Below are 19,324 nucleotides of genomic sequence, written 5' to 3' on the forward strand. Positions count from 1 at the left end.
GTTCAGCGGACGTCGTCTTCCAGTCGGGCGAGCCATTCGACTGCCTGCTCCTCCGTCATGTCGGCCAGCATGGCCAGGATCTCCTCGGTGTCGCCGGGTTCGGCGGCCGCCAGCTGGCCCTGCCGGACCAGCTCGCCCAGTTCGGCCACGGTCTGCCCGGCCAGCAGCAGCTCCCCGACGGCGAGTGCCGTGCCGAAGCGCTCGTTGATCCGGTTCACCACCTGGATCGCCAGCAGCGAGTGACCGCCGAGGTCGAAGAAGCGGTCGTGGACGCCCACCCTGGGCACTTTCAGGACGTCGGTGAAGATCTCGCCGAGGATCCGCTCCACGGGGTCCCTCGGCGCGAGGTACTCGCCGCCGGTGTGCTCGGCGGCGGCGATCGGCGGGAGAGCCGCACGGTCGGTCTTGCCGCTCGTGGTCAGGGGCAGGGCGTCCAGCCGGCACCACGCGGTGGGGACCAGCGCGGCCGGCAGCCGCTGCGCCAGGTATTCGCGCAGGTCCCGCACGCCGAACCCGGTGCCGTCCTGGGCCGGGTGCGTGGTGACGTAGCCGGCCAGGAACGGCTGGCCGTCCGGGCCCTGCCGGGCCACCACGGCCGCCGCGGCGACCCCGGGGTGGGTGAGCAGGGCCGCCTCCACCTCGGCGGGCTCGATCCGCTGACCGCGGATCTTCACCTGGTCGTCGGCGCGGCCGAGGTATTCCAGGGTGCCGTCGGCCAGCCAGCGGGCCCGGTCGCCGGTGGCGTAGAGGCGCTCGCCGGACGCGAAGGGGTGCGGTACGAAACGCTGGGCCGTCAGCCCGGGCCGCCCGTGGTAGCCGCGGGCGACCTGGGCGCCGCCGATGAAGAGTTCACCGGCCGCGCCGACCGGTTGCGGCCTGAGCCGGCGGTCCAGCACATGGAGGTCGACGCCCGGGACGGGGGTGCCGATGGGGACGGACACGGCGGGCGCGGACACGGTGTGCGCGGTCACGTCGATGGCCGCCTCGGTCGGTCCGTACAGGTTGTGCAGGGCCGCTTCGGGGTGACGCTCGTGGAAACGGGCGGCCAGGTCGGCGGTGAGGCGTTCGCCGCTGCACACGACCTGTCGGAGCGTGGGGTGCGCGGGGCCGGGGGCGTCGAGGAAGGCCCGCAGCATCGACGGCACGAAGTGACAGGTGGTCACGCCCTGTTCGTCGATGAGCCGGTGCAGCAGGGCGGGATCGTGGTGGGCGTCCTGACCGGCGTGGACCAGGGTCGCGCCGGTCGTGAGCGGCAGCAGCAGCTCCCACAGGGAGACGTCGAATCCGATCGGTGTCTTGTGCAGCACCCGGTCGCCCGGCCGCAGACCGTGCCAGGTGCGGGCCCAGTCCAGCCGGTTCACCAGTCCGGCGTGCGTGTTGACCACGCCCTTGGGGCGGCCGGTCGATCCGGACGTGTGGAGGAGGTAGGCGGCGTTGCCGGGGGCGATCGGGACCCGGGGGCGGTGCCCGGGGGCGCAGGCGAGGTCGTCGTCCGTGTCGATCAGCACGGCGCGGTCCGGGTCGAGCGGGAGCCGCGCGGCCAGTTCGGCCGTGGTGAGGACCAGGGCGGGAGCGCCGTCCTCCAGCAGGAGGGCGAGCCGCTGTGCCGGCTGGCTGGGATCGAGGGGCTGATAGACGGCGCCGGCCTTCAGCACGCCCACCACCGCGGCGCTCAGCGCGGCGCCCCGGGGCAGATGGACCGCGACCCGGTCCTCCGGCCCGACGCCCGCCTCGCGCAGCCGGTGGGCGATGCGGTTGGCCCACACGTCCAGTTCCCGGTAGCTGGTGGCACCGCCGTCGGGGTCGACGACGGCGGTCGCGCCCGGCGCGGCGTCGACCCGGGCCTCGAACCAGGCGGGGAAGGCGGGCCAGGTCACCGGCCGGCTGTCGGTGCCGCTGAAGTCGTGCAGCCGGGCCCGGTCCCCCTCGGTCGGCAGCAGCGCGGACAGCGGCCGTTCGGGTGCCCCGGCCGCCTGTTCCAGCAGCCCGCGCAGGTTCCTCAGCAGGTCGTCGAGGAAGTCCGCGGTGAAGAGCGTGGTGTCGTAGCTCAGTGTTCCCGACAGTCCCCCGTCGGGCCGGGGCACCAGTTCCAGTTCGAGGTCGAACCGGGCGCCTTCGGCGGGCAGGACGGTGACCTGGCCCGCGCCGCCGGTGTGTGCCTGTTCGTCCTGGAGGACCAGCAGATGCCGTACGAGCGGGCGCAGGCGTGCCGTCTCGCCGGGCCGGCGGGTGTGCCGGACGATCTGCTCGAAGGTGACGTCCTGGTGCGCGTAGGCGTCCAGGCACACCGAGCGGGTGCGGTGCACCAGCTCGCGCAGGCCGGGGTCGCCGCCGAGCGGCACCCGCAGCGGCAGCACGTCGGCGAAGAACCCGGCCAGGTCGAGCAGTTCGGGCCGTTGCCGGCCGGCCGTGACGGTGCCCACCAGGACGTCCTCGGTGTCGGCCCAGCGGCCGAGCACGGTGGTGAAACCGGCGAGCAGCACCATGAACAGGGTGCCGCCGCAGTCCGTGCCGGCCCGGCGCAAGTCCGCGGTCAGCCCGGGCGGGAGGTCGAAGGGCAGCCGGGCCCCGTCGAACAGGTTCGCTCCCGCCCTCGCGGGCGGCGCGGGCGCGGCCGGCTGCGGCGGGGCGGCGCCGTCGAGGGCGTGCCGCCAGTACTCCAGCTCGCGTTCGCCCCCCTGTGTCCGCTGCCAGGCCGCGAAGTCCCCGTAGCGCACCGGCAGCGGGGCGGGGGACGGTTCGCGGCCGGCCGCCGCCTCCCGGCAGGCCGCGGCGAACTCCTGCGCGAGCACCCCCAGCGACCAGCCGTCGACGGCGATGTGGTGCGCGCAGACCGCGAGCCGCCACCCCGTGCCGCCGACGCGGTAGAGGGCCGCGCGCAGCAACGGCGGCCGTGCCAGGTCGAAGAGGTCCCGGGACCAGCGGCGTACGTGGCTCTCCAGTTCCTCCCGGTCCTGGACCTCGCGCACCGGCAGGTCGACGGTGCACTCGCCGGCCGGCAGCAGGACGGCCTCGAGCGTGCCGTCGGCGCTCTGCCGGACGCCCGTGCGCAGCGGCTCGTGCCGGTCCAGGAGCAGGCGCAGTGCCGCGGCGGCGGCCTCCGGGTCGGTGTCGGGGGGAAGTTCGATCAGGCCGGTGGTGTGGTACGCGGCGCCGGCGCCCATCCCGGCCAGCAGCCACAGGCGTTCCTGGCCGTACGACAGCGGGGGCGTCGCGGTGCCCGCCAGCCGGGGAATCGGGGCGGTGTCGGTGTCGGCGGGGCGGCGGGTGGCGAGGTCCTCGACCGTGGCGGTGCCGAGCAGGTCCCGCAGGGGTACGTCCAGTCGCAGGTCGGACTGGAGACGGGCGCGCAGCCGGACCGCGGTCAGGGAGTCCAGGCCCTGGGCGACCAGGGTGCGTGTCGGGTCGACCAGCCGGGCGTCGGTGCCGAGGACGGCGCCGGCCAGGGCGGCGATCGCCGCCTCGGGGCCCCCGCGAGCCGCCCGGCCGGCGGTCTCCGGCTGCCGGGCGGTCTCCTCGGTGCCGGAGGAGGCCAGCACCCTGAACTCGCCGTCCCGGTACATCCGGGCGCACTCCCGGCGCCGGACCTTGCCGCTGGAGGTGCGCGGCACCGCGCCGGGCCGGACCAGCAGCACCCGGTGCAGGGCGAGCCCGTGTCCGGAGGCGACGGCCTCCTGGACGGCGTCCAGGAGTGCCGTGCGCTCCTCGGGGGACATCCGGCCGGGCGAGACCTCCTGGACGAGGACGACCCGGCGGCCTTCGTCGGTGGCGAACGCGGCCGCGCGGCCGGGCCGGAGCGAGGGATGCGCCCGGGCGGCGGTGTCCTCGATGTCCTGGGGGTAGTGGTTGGTGCCGCGGACCACGATGAGGTCCTTGAGCCGGCCGGTGATGTGCAGGCCGCCGTGGGTGTGGAAGCCGAGGTCGCCGGTGCGCAGCCAGGTCCGGCCGGGATCGTCGGCCAGGCGGGCGCGGAAGACGCTCTCGGTCGCCTCCTTGTTGCGCCAGTAGCCGGCCGCGACGGTGGGGCCCGAGACCCAGACCTCGCCGATCTGCCCGGCGTCGAGGGCGGTGCGGGCCGTCGGGTCGACCACGGCGATCTCGTCCTCGCCCCGGCCCCAGCCGCAGTTGGCGCTGCGCAGTCCGTCCGCGCCGGCGTCGGCGTCCACGGCCGTGCCCTGGGCCAGTGCGGCCCGGTCCAGCCGGCGCTCGACGGGCGCGTCGCCCGCTTTCACGCCGGTCACGAAGAGGGTGGCCTCGGCGAGTCCGTAGCAGGGCAGGAACGCGGAGGGGTCGAATCCGGCCGGGGCGAACCGTTCGGCGAAGGAGTCCAGGGTCTCCGGGCGGACGACGTCGGCGCCCACCAGCGCGTGCCGCCAGCGGCTGAGGTCGAGCCGGGCGATCTCCTCGTCGGTGACCCGGCGCACGCACTCGGCGTAGGCGAAGTCGGGTCCGGCGCTGGAGGTGGCGCCGAAGCGGCTGATGGCCTCCAGCCAGGCGAAGGGCCGGTGCAGGAAGGTCATGGGCGACATCAGCAGGCAGGGGAAGCCGCTGTAGAGGGGTTGGAGGATGCCTCCGATGAGCCCCATGTCGTGGTAGGGCGGCAGCCAGCTCACTCCCCTGGTCTGCGGTGCGACCTCCAGTGCCTCGGCGATGAGCGAGGAGTTGTGCACCAGGTTCCGGTGGCTGACCATCACGCCCTTGGGGGCGGCCGTGGAACCGGAGGTGTACTGCAGGAAGGCCAGGGCCTCCGGACCGGGCGCGGTGGGCGACCACGCGTCCGCGTCGCGGGTGCCGATGCCGTCGGTGCTCTCCCAGCGGGGTCCGGCCGCGGCGTCCGGGTCGACGCCGAGTTCCGTCAGGCGTGCGCGCAGTTCGGCGAGGCTCGCCGCGTCGGTCAGGGCCACGCCGGCCGCGGAGTCGGTGGCGATCGCCCAGACGCGTTCGAGCCCCCGGCGGTCGCGCGGCAGCGGTACGGGTACCGCGGCCACGCCCGCGTACAGGCAGGAGAGGAATCCGGTCACGTAGTCGAGGCCCGGCGGGTGCACCACGAGGGCCCGGTCCCCCGGCCGCAGCCCGAGGACGGTCAGCCGGACGGCCCCGGCGCGTGCCCGTGCGTCCAGTTCCCGGTAGCCGATGGTGCGCACGGCACCGTGCGAGTCGAGCCAGGCGAGGGCGTCCGCCTCCGGGGTGGTGCGGGCGCGCTCGCGCAACACCTCGACCAGGCCGGTGAAAGCGGGGGCGTACGGCATGGTGGGTTACTCCTCGTGGCGCAGTAGACGGGCGACCTCTTCGTCGGGCATGTCGCGCACGGCGAGGACGGTGTCGCAGACGCGGTCGGCGTCGACACCGCCGCGGGCTGCCACCTCCCTGACCCGGCGGGCGAGTTCGCGGACGGTGGCGGAGCGGACGAAGTCCCGCAGCGGCAGGTCGAGCCGGAGCAGCCCGTTGATCTGGGCCACGGCCCGGGTGGCGAGCAGCGAGTGGCCGCCGAGTTCGTGGAACTCCTCGTCCACGCCGACGCGGGGTGTGCCGAGGACGTCGGCCCACACCTCCGTGAGCACCTCCTCCACGGAGTCGGCGGGCGGGGTGGTGGGACGCTCGTCGCGCGCGGGGCCTTCCCAGGCGGGCAGTCGCTGCCGGTCCAGTTTGCCCGCGCTGGTCAGGGCGAACGCGTCGAGCCAGACGAACGCGGCCGGCACCATCACGTCCGAGAGCCGGCGGCGCAGGAAGTCCTTGAGGTCCCGGGCGGCGGGCTCGTCGTGGCCGGGCGTCCGGGTGAGGTAGCCGATCAGCAGGGCGTCCCGGTCGGCGGCGTCCGGGCCGTCGGGGCGCGCGGCCACCACCGCGGCGTCGGCGACGGCGGGGTGGTCCCGCAGCGCCGATTCGATCTCGCCCGGTTCGATCCGGCTGCCCCGGATCTTGAGCTGGTCGTCGAGGCGGCCGAGGAACTCCAGTTCGCCGTCGGGCGACCAGCGGGCCAGATCGCCGGTGGCGTACAGGCGCCGGCCGGCCCGGAACGGATGGGGGACGAAGCGTGCGGCGGTCCTGCCGGGCTCCGCGAGGTAGCCGCGGGCCACCTGGGTTCCGCCGATGAAGAGTTCCCCGGGGAGACCGGTCGGCCGGGGCCGCATGCGCGCGTCCAGTACGTACAGTTCCACGCCCGTCAGCGGCCGGCCGATGGGGATCCGGCCGTGGTGGCCGGGCCGTACGGTGTGGACGCTGGCGTCGACGCTCGCCTCGGTGGGGCCGTAGAGGTTCACGAGTTCGGCGGAGGGGACGGCACGGGCGAAGGACCGGGCCAGGTCGGCGGAGAGTTCCTCGCCGCCGCAGAACACCCGGCGCAGGCTCTTCGTGCGGGCCGGGACCGCGCTCTCGGCGAGTACGACGCGCAGCACCGAGGGCACGAAGTCGCAGCTGGTGATCCCGGCCTCCTCGATAAGGTTGAGGAGGTAGCGCGGCTCCGCGTGCCGGCCCGGGGCGGCCACGACCAGCCGTGCACCGGTGAGCAGCGGGGTCAGTGTCTCGGTCAGCGAGGGGTCGAAGCCCGGCGGGGTCTTCTGCAGGACGCGTTCGTCGGGTCCGAACCCGTGTCGTTCGATCATGTCCGTAAGCCGGTTGGCGAGGCCGCCGTGGGTGCACACGACGCCCTTGGGGGCACCGGTGGAGCCCGAGGTGAACAGCACGTACGCGGCCTGGTCGGGGTCGGGCGCGGCCGGCAGCCGGTCCGGCGGGAAGCGGTCGAGTCCGGCGGGTTCGGCGTCGGCGAGCACCACCGACGCTCCGGCGGCCTCGGCCATCCGCTCCAGGCGGGCGGGGGGCAGCGCGGGATCCAGCGGCAGGTAGGTGGCGCCGGACTTGAGGACGGCGAGCAGCGCGGCCACGAGACCGGGGCCGCGGTCCATGCGGACGCCGACCCGGTCCTCGGGCGCGATGCCGAGGCTCAGCAGGTGGTGGGCGAGCCGGTTGGCCCAGGCGTCGAGTTCGCGGTAGGTGAGGACGCGGTCGCGGTCGTCCACCGCGACGGCGTCGGGCGAGGCGTCCACGACCGACTCGAACCAGCGGGGCAGGCTGCGCGGGGTGGCGGGCGTCCCGGCTCCGCTGAACCGTTCCACCAGCCGGTGCCGGTGGGCCGGGTCGAGCACGGGGAGGGTTCCCACCGGCCGGTCGGGGTCCTGGGCCGCCGCGTCGAGCAGGGTGCGCAGCCCGGACGCCAGCTGCCGGGCCTGCTCGTGGCCGAGTACGTCGGTGGAGAACTCCAGCCAGCCGGACAGCCCGCCGTCGGCCGTCGGCGCGAACTCCAGTCCCATCTCGGCCTGGGCGCCTCCGCTGGGCACCTCCACGATCTCCGCCCGCACCTCGCCGAGGGTCAGCGGGGGCAGGTCGACGTTGCGCAGGGAGAGCATGACCTGGGCCAGGGCGGCGCCCGCGTCGGCTCCGCCCTGGGCCCGGACGATCCGGTCGAAGGGCAGGTCCTGATGGGCGAACCCGGTGACGCAGACCTCGGCGACGTGGCGCAGCAGCGCCCGGAAGCCGAGGTCCTCGCGGACCGTGATCCGCAGCGGCAGGGTGTTGACGAAGAACCCGACGACCCCCTCCAGTTCGGTGCGGGGGCGCCCGGCGACGGCGGTCGCGATCACCAGGTCGTCACGGCCGGTCCACTGGGCGAGCAGCACGGACAGGCCGGCCACGAGGGCCGTGAACGGTGTCGCCTGCTCGGCCTCGGCGACGGCCCGCAGCCGCGCGGCCAGGCCGGCGTCCAGCGGGACCGGGACGGCGTCGCCCGCGGTGGTGCGCTCCGGTGCGGGGCCGGCCGCCAGGGGCAGCGGGGTCACGCCGGCCAGCCGGGTGCGCCAGTACTCCTCGTGCCGCAGGGCCTCCTCACCGCGCAGCCAGTCGTGCTGCCAGGCGGCGAAGTCCGCGTACTGGGGCCCGGACGGCGCCGGCGGTGGTGTCTCGTCACCGGCCGCGAGCGCGGCGTAGGCGGTGGTCAGGTCGCGGACCAGGATCCCGAGCGACCAGCCGTCCAGGACGATGTGATGGGCCCACAGCACCAGCACCCGCTCGGGTTCCGCCGCGTCGGTGACCCGCAGGAGGGTCGCGGTCAGCAGCGGCGGCCGGGCCAGGTCGATGCCGCGGGGCGCCAGCGCGCCGATCGCGGCGGTCAGTTCGTCCTGGGTGGTCTCGGCGGTACGGACCTCCGGGCGCACCGACCCGGGCGGGTGGACGACCTGGCGCACCGCCTGGTCCGGGCCGCCGGTGTCGAAGCCGGTGCGGAGCGCTTCGTGCCGGTCCACGATCCGGGTCAGCGCCCGGATCAGCGCCGTCTCGTCCAGCGGGCCGGTCAGCCGGACCGCGATCGGCATCAGATACGCGGCCGAGTCCTCGTCCAGCCGGTGCAGGAACCACAGCCGCTCCTGTCCCGGCGAGGCCGGGAAGGGCGCGGGGCCGTCGGGCCGGGGCAGCACCGGCAGACCCGGGGTCCGGGTCCCGGCACGGCGGCGTGCCAGCTCCAGCGTCAGAAGCGCGCGCTTCGCCGGGGACAGGGCGCCGAGCGCCTTGTCCACTCCTCCTGTTTCCTCCGGCATGGAGGGGCCGCCTTTCCACTGCGTGACGTCCGTGCTGGGTCTGCCGGGACGGGTGTCGCCGGCGGGCCGTCCGCTCAGACGGCCGGCAGGTCCACGGGGGGACCGGCCTGGGGGCTGGTGCGTACGGCCACCGCGCCGGGCAGGTCGGTCGCCGCGGCGGCCATCTGCTCGGTCATGGTCACCAGCACCCGCCGCTCGCCCGTGAAGGGGCGGCGGCCGTGCGCGACCAGCATGTTGTCGATCATCAGGATGTCGCCGCGTTCCCAGGGGAAGCTGGTGGTCTCCGCCTCGTACGCCTTGCGCAGGATGTCGACGACCTCTTCGGAGACCGGGTCGCCGTTGCCGTGGAAGGTGTTGTACGGCAGGCGTCCCGCGCCCAGTGCCGTGGCGAACCGCCTGAGTTCCGGTTCCAGGGTGGCCTGGTTGAAGAAGGTGCCGTGGTTGAACCACACCCGCTCGCCGGTGCCGGGGTGGTCGACGGCGGCCCAGCGGCGGTAGCGGACGACGAGCCGGTCGCCGTCGAACTCGGCGTCCATCCAGCTGTCCGCGGCGTAGGCGTGGGCCTCCTCGGGGGTCTCCACGCCGAAGGCCTGGCGCCAGCCGATGCCCAGCCGGGGGCTGAAGGAGCGGCGGTAGAGCCACCCCTCCTCCAGGAACCGGTCCCGGACGGGGGCCGGGATGCGGCGCAGGACCGCGCGGCAGTCGGTGACCGGTGTCTCCCCGCCGGTGGCGGCCGGGGTGGCGCAGTAGAAGAACAGCTTGCCCGGCCAGCTCAGGGTGTGGGAGTTCTCGTTGTGCGCGTAGATGGTGCGGTCGGCCGGGTAGTCGGTCGAGGTGTAGGTGTTGCCCGCCACGTGCGAGCGCGGGGTGGCGTTCTCGCGGTAGGCGACCGAGCCGGACGCGCTCAGGGCCAGCGCGAGCTGTTCGAAGGTCTCCTGCCCGGTCACGGGGAAGCCGCGCAGGACGAGCGCTCCGCCGGCCTTCAGCAGTCCGTCGACCGTGTCCCGGTGCTCGGCGGCCCAGGCGAGCACGTCGACGTCCCGGTGGACGGGGGTGAGCATCGGCACGGGGCCGGGCACGCTGTGCACGCCCAGGCGCCGGGCGGTCTGCGGGCCGATCAGGGTGGTGTCGGACACCTTGCGTCTACCTCCAGTCGATGTCGACGGTCAGCCGGCGGTAGCCGCTGAGCTTGGTGGTGAACCGGCGGACCGGGGGCTCCGTCAGGGTCAGGGACCGGGCGCGCTCGCCGAGTGCGCCGAGCAGCAGCCGGATCTCCAGGCGGGCGAGGACGGCGCCGATGCAGTAGTGCAGTCCGTGCCCGAAGGACAGGTGCCGGTTGGGCCGCCGCCCGAGCCGGAACGCGTCGGGCTGGTCGAAGACCCGGGGGTCGCGGTTGCCGGCGCTCACCCAGGCGACGACCGGGCTGCCCTTGGCGATGTGCTGTCCGCCGAGCGTCATGTCCTGCGTGGCGATGCGCAGCAGATGCGGCCCCGGGGTGCTCCAGCGCAGCAGTTCCTCGGTGGCGTCCCGGACCGCTCCGGCGTCGCCGCGCAGCCGCTCCAGGAGGCCGGGCACGGTGGCCAGCACATGGAACACGGCGGCGAGCGAGATCGGTGTGGTGGCGTTGCTCGCGTTGAACAGGTTGTCGCAGTTGAGCAGGACGTCCTCCTCGCTCATCCCGCATTCGTGGATGAGGTGGCTGAGCATGTCGTCCTGCGGGTGACGCCGGCGGCGGTCGGCCAGTTCGGCGAAGTACAGCATGATCCGGGTGTGGGCGCCGCTGGCCGTCATCGGCGCCCCTTCCTCCGGCGCGCCGACGGCGAAGTAGGTGAGCCTGCGCAGCTGTTCGCGGTCCTCTGCGGGGACGCCCAGCAGCTCGCAGACCACCGCGTTGGGCAGCCAGCAGGCCAGCTCGCCGGCCACGTCCCGGCCCGGTTCCGCGACCAGGGCGGCCAGCATGTCGTCCACGTTGGTGTGCACGTACCGCGCGAGGGGCCCGGAGACGAGCCGGGTGATGAACGTGCCCATCACCCGGCGCAGCAGCGCGTGCTGTTCGCCTTCGCTCACCACGATCATGCGACCGCCGCCGGTGTCGGGGCGCTCGGTGTCGAAGCCGATGAACATGCCGTATTCCGACGTGAAGGGCGACTTCTCGGACAGCACGGTGCTGCACAGCCGATGGGAGAAGACGGACCAGAAGCCGTTGTGGGTCGCGCTGGGTGCGCTCCACACGACCGCGTCCTGTGCGACGAGTTCGCGCCACAGGGGGGTGGGGTCGTTCGCCGCGTAGAAGCTCTCGTCGCCCAGGTCGGGCAGGGCGGTCACCATGTGTAGATCAGCATCGCGTCGTCGTTGCGGTAGCCGGCCCGTGCGAAGGCCGCCGCCATGGGGGTGTTGCCGTGGTCGGTGGTCGCCCAGACCTCGTCCACGCCGGTGGCGGCGAGGAGGTGGGTGCCCTCGGCGAGCAGCTGGTCGACATGGCCCCGGCCGCGGTGTTCGGGTACGACCCCGATGTAGGCGATCTGCGCGCCCTGGAAGTTCGTCGCGGGCACGATGATCCCGGCGGGTTCGCCGGCCAGGTAGGCCAGCCGCCACGCGTCGCGGGTGCCCGGGTACCGGTCCCGCATCAGGTCGAGTTCCTCGGCCGCCGCCGGTGCGCGGCCCAGCCGCTCGACGGCGGCGCGGGTGCCCGCGTCGAGCGTGCCGTCGCTGATCCTGGCGAGCACGTCACGGACCGCGTCGTCGTCCTCGGCGGGTCCGAAGGTCAACGCGCCCTCGCGGGGCGGCAGTCCGTCGGCGGGGGTCCAGCTGAAGGACAGCCGCTCCACGAACAGGCCCATGCCCAGGGAGGTCACGCAGTCGGTGCGCTCCTCGACGGCCCGCCTCGCCTCCTCGGAGTCCCGCCAGCCCGGCGGCACCTTCAGCTGGTAGCGGGGCCGCTCCCCCTCCTCGGTGCGGGTCCCGGCGTAGGCGGCCTCCAGCAGGCGCCGCCCGCGGTCGAGCCGGCCGGGCCCGTCGCCGGGGTCGAAGAAGGTCAGCTGGACGGGGTGGCGGTCCTCGGGCAGTCCCCAGAACGCGGCGCGTGCGACGGTCACCCCGTCCTCCTGGACGACCCACGTCCACTCGGGACGGTACTGCCCCTGCTCCGCCCGCTCGCGGTACGAGTCCTGGTCCGGGCCCGTGCCGGGTGGCGCCGGATGCGCGAAGGACTCGAACAGTCCGCTCTCGCCGGCTTCCAGCGGCCGCACGATCACTTCGGACAAGGGGTGCTCCACTCCGTCGCACGGCTGGGGTCGGGCCTCCACCTTGGCATCCGGCCGGAGCATGGTGGAGTCAGGTAAATGCCCGACCTGCGGTGCGGGCCGGAGACGACCACCATGGGCCTCTGTCGGTCGCGCGAGATGAAGAGTTGAGGAGCCCCGATGGCCACAGAGGCACAGCACAACGCCGAACACCCCGACGGGGCGGACCGGCCGCCGTACGTGGCTCCCCGCACCCCTGCCGAGCGGCAGGTCGCCGAGGTGTGGTCGGCTCTGCTGGACGTCGAACAGGTCGGCGCGCACGACGACTTCTTCGGTCTGTCCGGGACGTCGCTGCTGCTGCTGCGCCTGGCCGCCCGGCTGGAAGCGGCGACGGGCAGCCCGGTCGACCTGGCGAAGCTGTTCGAGGCGACCACCGTCGAGGCCCAGGCCCTGCTGGTCTCCGGGCCGCGGCAGGAGCCGGAGGGGCCGAAGCTGGTGCGCCGCCCACGGCCGGGAGCCGACGGGCGGTGAACCTCCCCGGGCGTTTCGAGGAACAGGTCCGCCGCCGGCCGCACGACACCGCGCTGATCACCGACACCGGTTCCTGCGACTACGCGGAACTCAACGCCCGTGCCAACCGGTTGGCACGGGCGTTGATCGACGCCGGGGCGGGTCCGGAACGGATCGTGGCCGTGGCGCTGCCCCGGTCGGCGGAGCTGGTCGTCGCCCTGCTCGCCACGGTCAAGACCGGCGCGGCCTATCTGCCGCTCGACCCGTCCTACCCCCGCGAACGCACCGCCTTCGTCCTCGACGACGCCGCCCCCGCGGTGCTGGTGACCAGCGCGGCGCCGGCCGGGTCGCTGCCCGCGGCGCCGGGCCGCGCCGTGGTGCTCGCCGACGGCGGTCCGGGCGGCGCGGCCGGTGATCCCACGGACGAGGACCGGCTCGGCCCGCTGCTCGACGGGCATCCCGCGTACGTCGTCTACACGTCCGGTTCCACCGGCACGCCCAAGGGCGTCCAGGTGCCCGGCGGGGTCCTGCTCAATCTGCTCGACTGGCACGCGGCCCACGTCCCGTGCGCGCCCGGCATCCGCACCGCGCAGTTCTCGGCCCTGGGCTTCGATGTGTCGCTGCACGAGATCCTGGCCACGCTGGTCCTCGGCAAGACGCTGGTCGTCCCGTCCGAGGAGGTGCGCCGCGATCCGCCGCGGCTGGTCGAGTGGCTGCGCCGGCACCGCATCCAGCAGTGGTTCGCCCCCACGGTCGCCATCGAACTCGTCGCGGCGGCCGTCGCCGAGTCGGGTGCCCCGCTGACGGACCTCAGGGACGTCCTGCAGTCCGGTGAGCCACTGCGGCTGGGCCCCGGTGTGACCGGGTTCCTGCGCGCCCATCCACGGCTGCGGCTGCGCAACCAGTACGGGTCCACGGAGGTCCAGGACGCCGCGGCCCATGTGCTGCGGGCCCCGCACACGGACCTGCCGCCCGTCGCGCCGATCGGCCGGCCCCTGACCGGGGTCCGCACCCATGTCCTCGACGAGCGGCTGCGGCCCGTTCCCGACGGACGGACCGGCGAACTGTACGTCGCCGGTGCGGGTGTGGCCCGCGGTTACCTCAACCGTCCGGCGCTCACCGCCACCCGCTTCCTGCCCGACCCCTACGGTCCGCCGGGCACCCGCATGTACCGCACCGGGGACCTGGCCCGGCGCGAGCCCGACGGCACCCTCGTGTGCCTGGGGCGGGCCGACAGCCAGGTGAAGGTGCGCGGCCATCGCGTGGAACTCGGTGAGGTCGAGGCCGCGCTGGCCCGCTGCGCGGGGGTCGCGCACGCGGCGGCGGCCCTCAAGGAGGACGGCACGGGGCACCCCCGGCTGATCGGTTATGTGGTGGCGGCCTCCGGGGAACGGCTCCAGCCGGCGCTGCTGCGCGGTGAACTCGCCGACCGGCTGCCGTCACAGGCCGTGCCGGCGGTGGTGGTCGTCCTGCCCCGGCTGCCCCTCACCCCCAGCGGGAAGACCGACCGCAGGGCGCTGCCCGCGCCCCGGTTCGACGCGACCGCCCGCCAGGACGTCCGCTCCCGCACGGAGGGCGTGCTGTGCGCCGCGTTCGCCGAGGTGCTCGGCGTCGCCGCGGCCGGCCCGGAGGACGACCTGTTCGCGCTGGGCGCCGACAGCATCCATGCCGCGCGGCTGGTGACCCTGGCCCGTTCCGCCGGACTCCAGGTCACGGTCGCCGACGTCTTCGCCGGCCCCACTCCCCGGCTGCTCGCCGAGGCGGCGGACCGGGCGGATCCCGGGCGGGAGCGCCGGGCGGCGGCCGGCGGCCCCCTGGTGCATCTCACCGAGGCGGAACTCGCCCGGGTGCAGGAGGCCGTACCGGACGTCGAGGAGATCTGGCCGGTCACCCCCGCCCAGCAGGGGCTCCTCTTCCACGCCGCACAGCACGCCGCCGGCCCGGACCGTCCCGCCGAGGACGTGTACGCCCAGCAGCTGACGCTGACCCTGCGGGGCCCGCTGGACAGCGGGGCGCTGCGCGCCGCCGTGGCGGAGGTGACCCTGCGGCACGCCGCCCTGCGCTCGGCGTTCCTCGTGGACGGTCTGCGCGGCCCGCTGCAGCTCGTGTCCGCCTCGGCCGCGCCGTCCTGGCGGGAGAGCGACCTGAGCGGCCGTCCCGCCGGGGAGTGGGCCGAGGCGGCCCGCGCCGAGCTGCACAGCCGTTTCGACCTCGCCCGGCCGCCGCTGGTGCGCTGGCACCTGATCCGGCTCGGCCCGGCGGAACACCGGCTGCTGCTCACCTTCCACCATCTGGTCCTGGACGGCTGGTCCAGCGGGCTCGTGGTGCGCGAGCTGCTGGCCCGCCTCGATGCCGAGGACGCGGTCGAGCGGCCGGCCGGGACGACGCACACGGCGCTGCTGCGCCGTCTGGCGGCGGCCGACCGCGAAGGGGCGGCGGAGGCGTTCCGGCGTGCCCTGGAGGACGGCACGGGCCGGCCGGTACGGCCCACGCTCCTCGCCGCCGCGCCCGCGGTGTCCGGACCGGAGGACCAGGTCACGGTCGAACTGGACGCGGAGGACACGGCCCGGCTGGAGACGGTGGTGCGCCGTCACCGGCTGACGCTCTACACGGCGGTGCTCGGCGCCTGGGGCGAGGTGCTCGGGGAGCTGACCGGCCGCCGGGACGTCGTCTTCGGTGCCGTGGAGTCGGGCCGGCCGGCCGAACTGCCGGGCGCGGAGGACCTGGTGGGGATGTTCGTCAACACCGTGCCCGTCCGGGTGCGCACGGATCCGGACGCCGGCCCGGTCGACACGCTGGTGCGCATCCGGGACGAGCAGACGCGGCTGGCGCCCCATCAGCACATCGGGCTCGGCGCGATCCAGCAACGGCTGGGCGGATCGGCCCTGTTCGACACCCTGGTGGTCTTCGAGAACCGGTCGGTGCGGCTGCGGGACGCGGCCGTCGGCAGCACTCTGGTGACGGACGTCGAGGCCACCGACCGCACGCACTACCCGCTGTCGCTGGTGGCCACGGCCGGCCGGCGGCTGCGGCTGACCTTCACCTACCGGCCGCAGGCCCTGGGCCGGGACACGGTCGGGCGTGCCGCGCGACGGATGCGGGAGCTGCTGGTCCGGCTGGCCTGAGTGCTCGTACGACGAGGCCGCCGCCGGCACCCTTCGGTGCGGCGGCGGCCTTCGTGGTCCGTCCGGGTCAGTCGGCCAGGGAGTGCACCGCGTCGACCAGCCGGGCGACGTCCTCGGCGGTCGTGTAGGCGGAGATCCCGGCGCGTACGGCGTCGGGGGCGCCGGGGGACACGGCGCGCATCGCCGACGACGCGTAGAAGGTGCCGTGCCACACCGAGACGCCCGACCGAGCCAGGTCCTCCGCGACGCTCTCGGCGGACCGCCCCGCCACCTGGAAGGTGACGACGCCGGCCCGCTCGGCTCCGGCGGCCGGTCCGAGCAGGGTCACCCGCGGGTCGGCGGTCAGTCCCGTGACCAGCCCCGCGGTCAGTTCGAGTTCGGTGTCGGCCAGCTGCTTGCGGTCCCACCCCATCAGGACCTCGGCGGCGACGCCGGCGCCCAGGACCGCCTCGAAGTTGGTCGTGCCCAGGGCCAGCCGCTCACCGGGCCGGTCGCCCGCGGAGGGCGTCTGTCCGGGTAGGCGCACCTCGGCCGCGACGGAGTCGCTCAGCCACAGTGCGCCGCAGTGCGCGCCGTACCACTTGTACGGGGAGGTCACGAAGGCGTCGCAGCCCCAGGCGGACACCTCCACCGGCCGGTGGGCGACGATCTGCACGCCGTCGGCGTACACGCGTGCGCCCACGGCGTGCGCGGCGGCGCAGATCCCCGGCAGGTCCGGGACCGTGCCCAGGGCGTTGGACGCGGCGGTCACCGCGACCCATCGGGTCCGGTCGCCGAGCTGCTCGCGCACGGACTCCACGGGCAGGGCGCCGCCCTCGGTCATCCGGGCCACCCGGACCGAGGCCCCCCGGGCGGCGGCGAGGGCACGCCAGGGGGCGACGTTGGCCTCGTGGTCCAGCTCGGTCACCACCAGTTCGTCGCCGGGGCCGAGGTGCTCGGCGAGACCGTGCAGGAACGTCGACGTCAGGGTGGTCATGTTGGCGCCGAAGACGACCTCGCCGTCCTCCGCGGCGATCAGGGCGCGGAAGCGGTCGGCCGCCCATTCGGCGACCCGTGTCGAGTACTGGCTGGCCGGGAAGGCACCGTGGTCGTTGGCGACGTGCTCGCTGCCCAGGTAGGCGGTGATCGCGTCCCGGACGGCCAGGTGCGTCAGCGTGCCGCCCGGGCCGTCGAACCGCGCGGAGCCCGCGCGCAGACCGGGGAACTGCTCGGGCAGCGGCAGCGCGAGCAGTTCGTTCAGCGGCCGGGACAGCAGGGACAGAGGGTTCATGGCCGGGTCTCCAGGGTTGAGTTCACGGACGGTGAGACGGTCTGCTGGCCGAAGCCGTCCTCGGTCGATTCCACGGCCGGGCGCTGCCGGTTCGGCCGTATCAGCACCCGCTTGAGCCAGCGGTCGGTGCCGTCGTAGCGCGGCCGGAACGGCACTCGCCCGTGCACGGCCACGTCGTTGTCGATGAGTGTCAGGTCGCCGGGCTCGTTGGGCACGGTGGTGCCGCACCGGTCCAGCGCCCGCCCCAACTCCTCGTAGGCCCGGGAGAACTCGGGGTCGTCGGTGAGGAAGCGGGTGTACGAGGGGTCGTAGCGGATGCACGGGCCGTCGTCGCTCCGCCAGACGGTGGGGATGCCGCGCAGCCCGGCCGGGTCCGGCTCGCTCCTGGAGGACTCCGGGTACGAGGCGTCCGGGAGGATCGCCGCGTCCGGCCGCTCCAGCACCCGGAGCTGCCGCTCGGTGAGCCCGGCCTCGCGGACGCTGGCGACCCTGCTGCCCACGCCGGTCGGGTTGCGGACGCAGGCCAGCATCAGCACCCCGGCCCGCTCCGGGTGGAAGGCGTCCTCGCTGTGCCAGTACAGCGGAACGGCACTGCTCGCCCCGACCTGCTGGTGTTCCGCCTCGCGGGTGGGCAGTATGTTGTGCACCAGCCGGCCTTCCTGCTGGCCGGTCCAGCCGAACACCTTTCCGAGGGTGGAGGCGACGATACGGACCGCGAGGTCCAGGGCCCGGGTGGAATCCGTCCGGGCGTCGCTCCAGTGAGCGGGCGTGGGGCCGGGATCCGGCAGGAACGCGAGCAGTCCCCGGACCACGAGCCGGCCGGTGACCGGATCCGGTGCCCGCAGCACGGTGCGCAGGGCCTGATCGAGATCGGGCGGTACGACCAGCGGCGACAGTTCGTCCGCGGTCGCTCCGTCGCGCGCCAGTGCCATCGCGCTGTCTCCCAGCAGGCGGGCGATCTCGGGGTCGGCAACGGCTGTGTCGGCAAGAACAGTCATCGAACACCTTTCGAAGATCATGCTTAGGATGACCGGCGGCCACCGGACGAGTTCGGTCCGCCGCGGCGAATAGGAGCTTGAACTCCCATGTCTGAACTGGTGATTGGCAACTTCGTGAACGGCCGGAGCGTGACCGGCACGGCCGGCGGGAGGGCGCCGCTGATCGACCCCGTCTCCGGTGAGCGGTTCGGGGAGGCGGTGGTCAGCGCGGAGGCCGACGTGCGCGCGGCCACGGCCGCCGCGGCCACCGCGTTCCCCGACTGGCGGTCGACCCCGCCGGGCGACCGGTCCCGGGCCCTGCTGCGGCTGGCCGACGCCCTGGAAGCCGAGGCGGACACCCTCGTCGCGCTGGAGTCGGCGAACACCGGCAAGCCGCCGGCGCCGACCATGGACGAGGAGGTGCTGCCCGCGATCGACACCCTGCGCTTCTACGCCGGTGCCGCCCGGCTGCCCGAGGGCCGCGCCTCGGGCGAGTACCTCGCGGGCCACACCTCGTCGACCCGCCGCGAACCCGTGGGCGTCTGCGCGCAGATCGCCCCCTGGAACTACCCGTTGATGATGGCCGCCTGGAAGATCGCGCCCGCGCTGGCCGCCGGCAACACCGTGGTGCTCAAGCCCGCCGAGACGACCCCGGTGACGACGGTCCGGCTGGCCGAGATCGCCGCGGACTTCCTGCCGCCCGGTGTGCTCAACGTGGTGTGCGGCGGCCGGGACACCGGTCGTTCGCTGGTGGCGGCCCCCGAACCGGCGCTGGTGTCGCTCACCGGCAGCACCCGGGCCGGCCGGGAGGTCGCGGCGGCCGCCGCGGACGGCGTCAAGCGGCTGCACCTCGAACTGGGCGGTAACGCGGCGGTCGTGGTCTGCGACGACGCCGACGTGGCCGCCGCCGCCGACACCATCGCGGAGGCCGCCTACTTCAACGCCGGGCAGGACTGCGTGGCGGCCAGCCGGGTCATCGCCGGCCCCGCCGTCTACCAGGACCTGGTGGACGCGCTCGCGGAGCGGGCCAAGCGGACGGTCACCGCACCGCCGAGCGACCCCACGGCCGACTACGGTCCGCTCAACAACGCCGACCAGTTGCGCCGGCTGACCGGCCTGGTGGAGGGGCTTCCGCGGACCGCGCGCATCGTGGCCGGCGGCCACCGGGTCGGGGACCGCGGCTACTTCTACGCGCCGACGGTGATCACCGACGTCGCACAGCACGACGACATCGTGCAGGAGGAGATCTTCGGCCCGGTGATCACCGTGCAGCGCTTCTCCTCCCTGGACGAGGCGGTCACGCTGGCCAACGGGGTCGCGCAGGGGCTGGCGTGCAGCCTGTGGACGCGGGACCACTCGACGGCGACGCGGCTGTCCGGGCTGCTGGACTTCGGCTGTGTGTGGATCAACACCCACCTGCGCTTCGCCACGGAGATGCCCCACGGCGGCTTCAAGGGTTCCGGGTACGGCAAGGACCTGTCGGCCTACGCCATGGACGACTACACCCGGATCAAGCATGTGATGACTGCGTTCTAGCATCAGGTGTGAGCCGTCCTTCGGTCGCGCCCCCTCGGCACGGGGGCCGGCGCGGCCGCCCCGCAGGGGGCCAGAGACG

Annotated in this window: 10 protein-coding genes; 3 read left to right on the top strand and 7 right to left on the bottom strand. The window is 74.6% G+C overall.

Translation table 11 applies throughout. The features are described from left to right. Positions 1-2: 2 nt before the first annotated feature. From ACZ7KF_RS24165 to ACZ7KF_RS24185, 5 genes are all read right to left on the bottom strand, one after another. Positions 3-5,249, bottom strand: coding sequence for an amino acid adenylation domain-containing protein (locus ACZ7KF_RS24165; protein WP_471078630.1), 5,247 nt, complete (start codon positions 5,247-5,249; stop codon positions 3-5). Between the two features lie 6 nt (positions 5,250-5,255). Further along, positions 5,256-8,585: a non-ribosomal peptide synthetase gene (locus tag ACZ7KF_RS24170; protein WP_471078633.1), complete on the bottom strand. Its 3,330-nt coding sequence runs from the start codon at positions 8,583-8,585 to the stop codon at positions 5,256-5,258. A 74-nt stretch (positions 8,586-8,659) separates the two neighbouring features. Beyond that, entirely contained in the window at positions 8,660-9,721 is a 1,062-nt protein-coding gene (locus tag ACZ7KF_RS24175) for a TauD/TfdA family dioxygenase (RefSeq protein ID WP_471078636.1), read from the bottom strand. Between the two features lie 7 nt (positions 9,722-9,728). After that, complete coding sequence (locus ACZ7KF_RS24180; protein ID WP_471078639.1) at positions 9,729-10,913, bottom strand: cytochrome P450; 1,185 nt, start codon at positions 10,911-10,913, stop codon at positions 9,729-9,731. Beyond that, a complete protein-coding gene (locus ACZ7KF_RS24185; protein ID WP_471079018.1) occupies positions 10,907-11,839 on the bottom strand; it encodes a GNAT family N-acetyltransferase in 933 nt (310 codons plus the stop codon). The genes ACZ7KF_RS24180 and ACZ7KF_RS24185 overlap by 7 nt, the downstream gene beginning before the upstream one ends. A 168-nt stretch (positions 11,840-12,007) precedes the next feature. On the opposite strand from ACZ7KF_RS24185, the gene ACZ7KF_RS24190 reads away from it, so the two are divergent. Next, entirely contained in the window at positions 12,008-12,358 is a 351-nt protein-coding gene (locus ACZ7KF_RS24190) for a phosphopantetheine-binding protein (RefSeq protein WP_471078642.1), read from the top strand. After that, entirely contained in the window at positions 12,355-15,462 is a 3,108-nt protein-coding gene (locus ACZ7KF_RS24195; protein ID WP_471078645.1) for an amino acid adenylation domain-containing protein, read from the top strand. Before ACZ7KF_RS24190 ends, ACZ7KF_RS24195 begins: the two co-directional genes overlap by 4 nt. Before the next feature lie 67 nt (positions 15,463-15,529). Here the strand turns inward: ACZ7KF_RS24195 and ACZ7KF_RS24200 are convergent, their stop codons facing one another. Together ACZ7KF_RS24200 and ACZ7KF_RS24205 are read right to left on the bottom strand one after the other, a co-directional pair. Further along, positions 15,530-16,732 (bottom strand): aminotransferase class V-fold PLP-dependent enzyme, encoded by a 1,203-nt coding sequence (locus ACZ7KF_RS24200; protein ID WP_471078648.1) that lies wholly within the window; start codon positions 16,730-16,732, stop codon positions 15,530-15,532. Then, on the bottom strand, positions 16,729-17,730 hold the full coding sequence (locus tag ACZ7KF_RS24205; protein WP_471078650.1) for a TauD/TfdA family dioxygenase: 1,002 nt from the start codon (positions 17,728-17,730) through the stop codon (positions 16,729-16,731). Before ACZ7KF_RS24205 ends, ACZ7KF_RS24200 begins: the two co-directional genes overlap by 4 nt. Before the next feature lie 87 nt (positions 17,731-17,817). On the opposite strand from ACZ7KF_RS24205, the gene ACZ7KF_RS24210 reads away from it, so the two are divergent. Beyond that, positions 17,818-19,245 (top strand): aminobutyraldehyde dehydrogenase, encoded by a 1,428-nt coding sequence (locus tag ACZ7KF_RS24210; protein WP_471078653.1) that lies wholly within the window; start codon positions 17,818-17,820, stop codon positions 19,243-19,245. Positions 19,246-19,324 lie beyond the last annotated feature (79 nt).

This window comes from Streptomyces sp. NPDC038200 (assembly GCF_055600785.1).

Bases quoted from the DNA above. Each gene is read 5' to 3' on its own strand.
- ACZ7KF_RS24170 (WP_471078633.1), bottom strand. From the start codon at position 8,585: ATGCCGGAGGAAACAGGAGGAGTGGACAAGGCGCTCGGCGCCCTGTCC.
- ACZ7KF_RS24210 (WP_471078653.1), top strand. From the start codon at position 17,818: ATGTCTGAACTGGTGATTGGCAACTTCGTGAACGGCCGGAGCGTGACC.
- ACZ7KF_RS24190 (WP_471078642.1), top strand. From the start codon at position 12,008: ATGGCCACAGAGGCACAGCACAACGCCGAACACCCCGACGGGGCGGAC.
- ACZ7KF_RS24205 (WP_471078650.1), bottom strand. From the start codon at position 17,730: ATGACTGTTCTTGCCGACACAGCCGTTGCCGACCCCGAGATCGCCCGC.
- ACZ7KF_RS24200 (WP_471078648.1), bottom strand. From the start codon at position 16,732: ATGAACCCTCTGTCCCTGCTGTCCCGGCCGCTGAACGAACTGCTCGCG.
- ACZ7KF_RS24180 (WP_471078639.1), bottom strand. From the start codon at position 10,913: ATGGTGACCGCCCTGCCCGACCTGGGCGACGAGAGCTTCTACGCGGCG.
- ACZ7KF_RS24165 (WP_471078630.1), bottom strand. From the start codon at position 5,249: ATGCCGTACGCCCCCGCTTTCACCGGCCTGGTCGAGGTGTTGCGCGAG.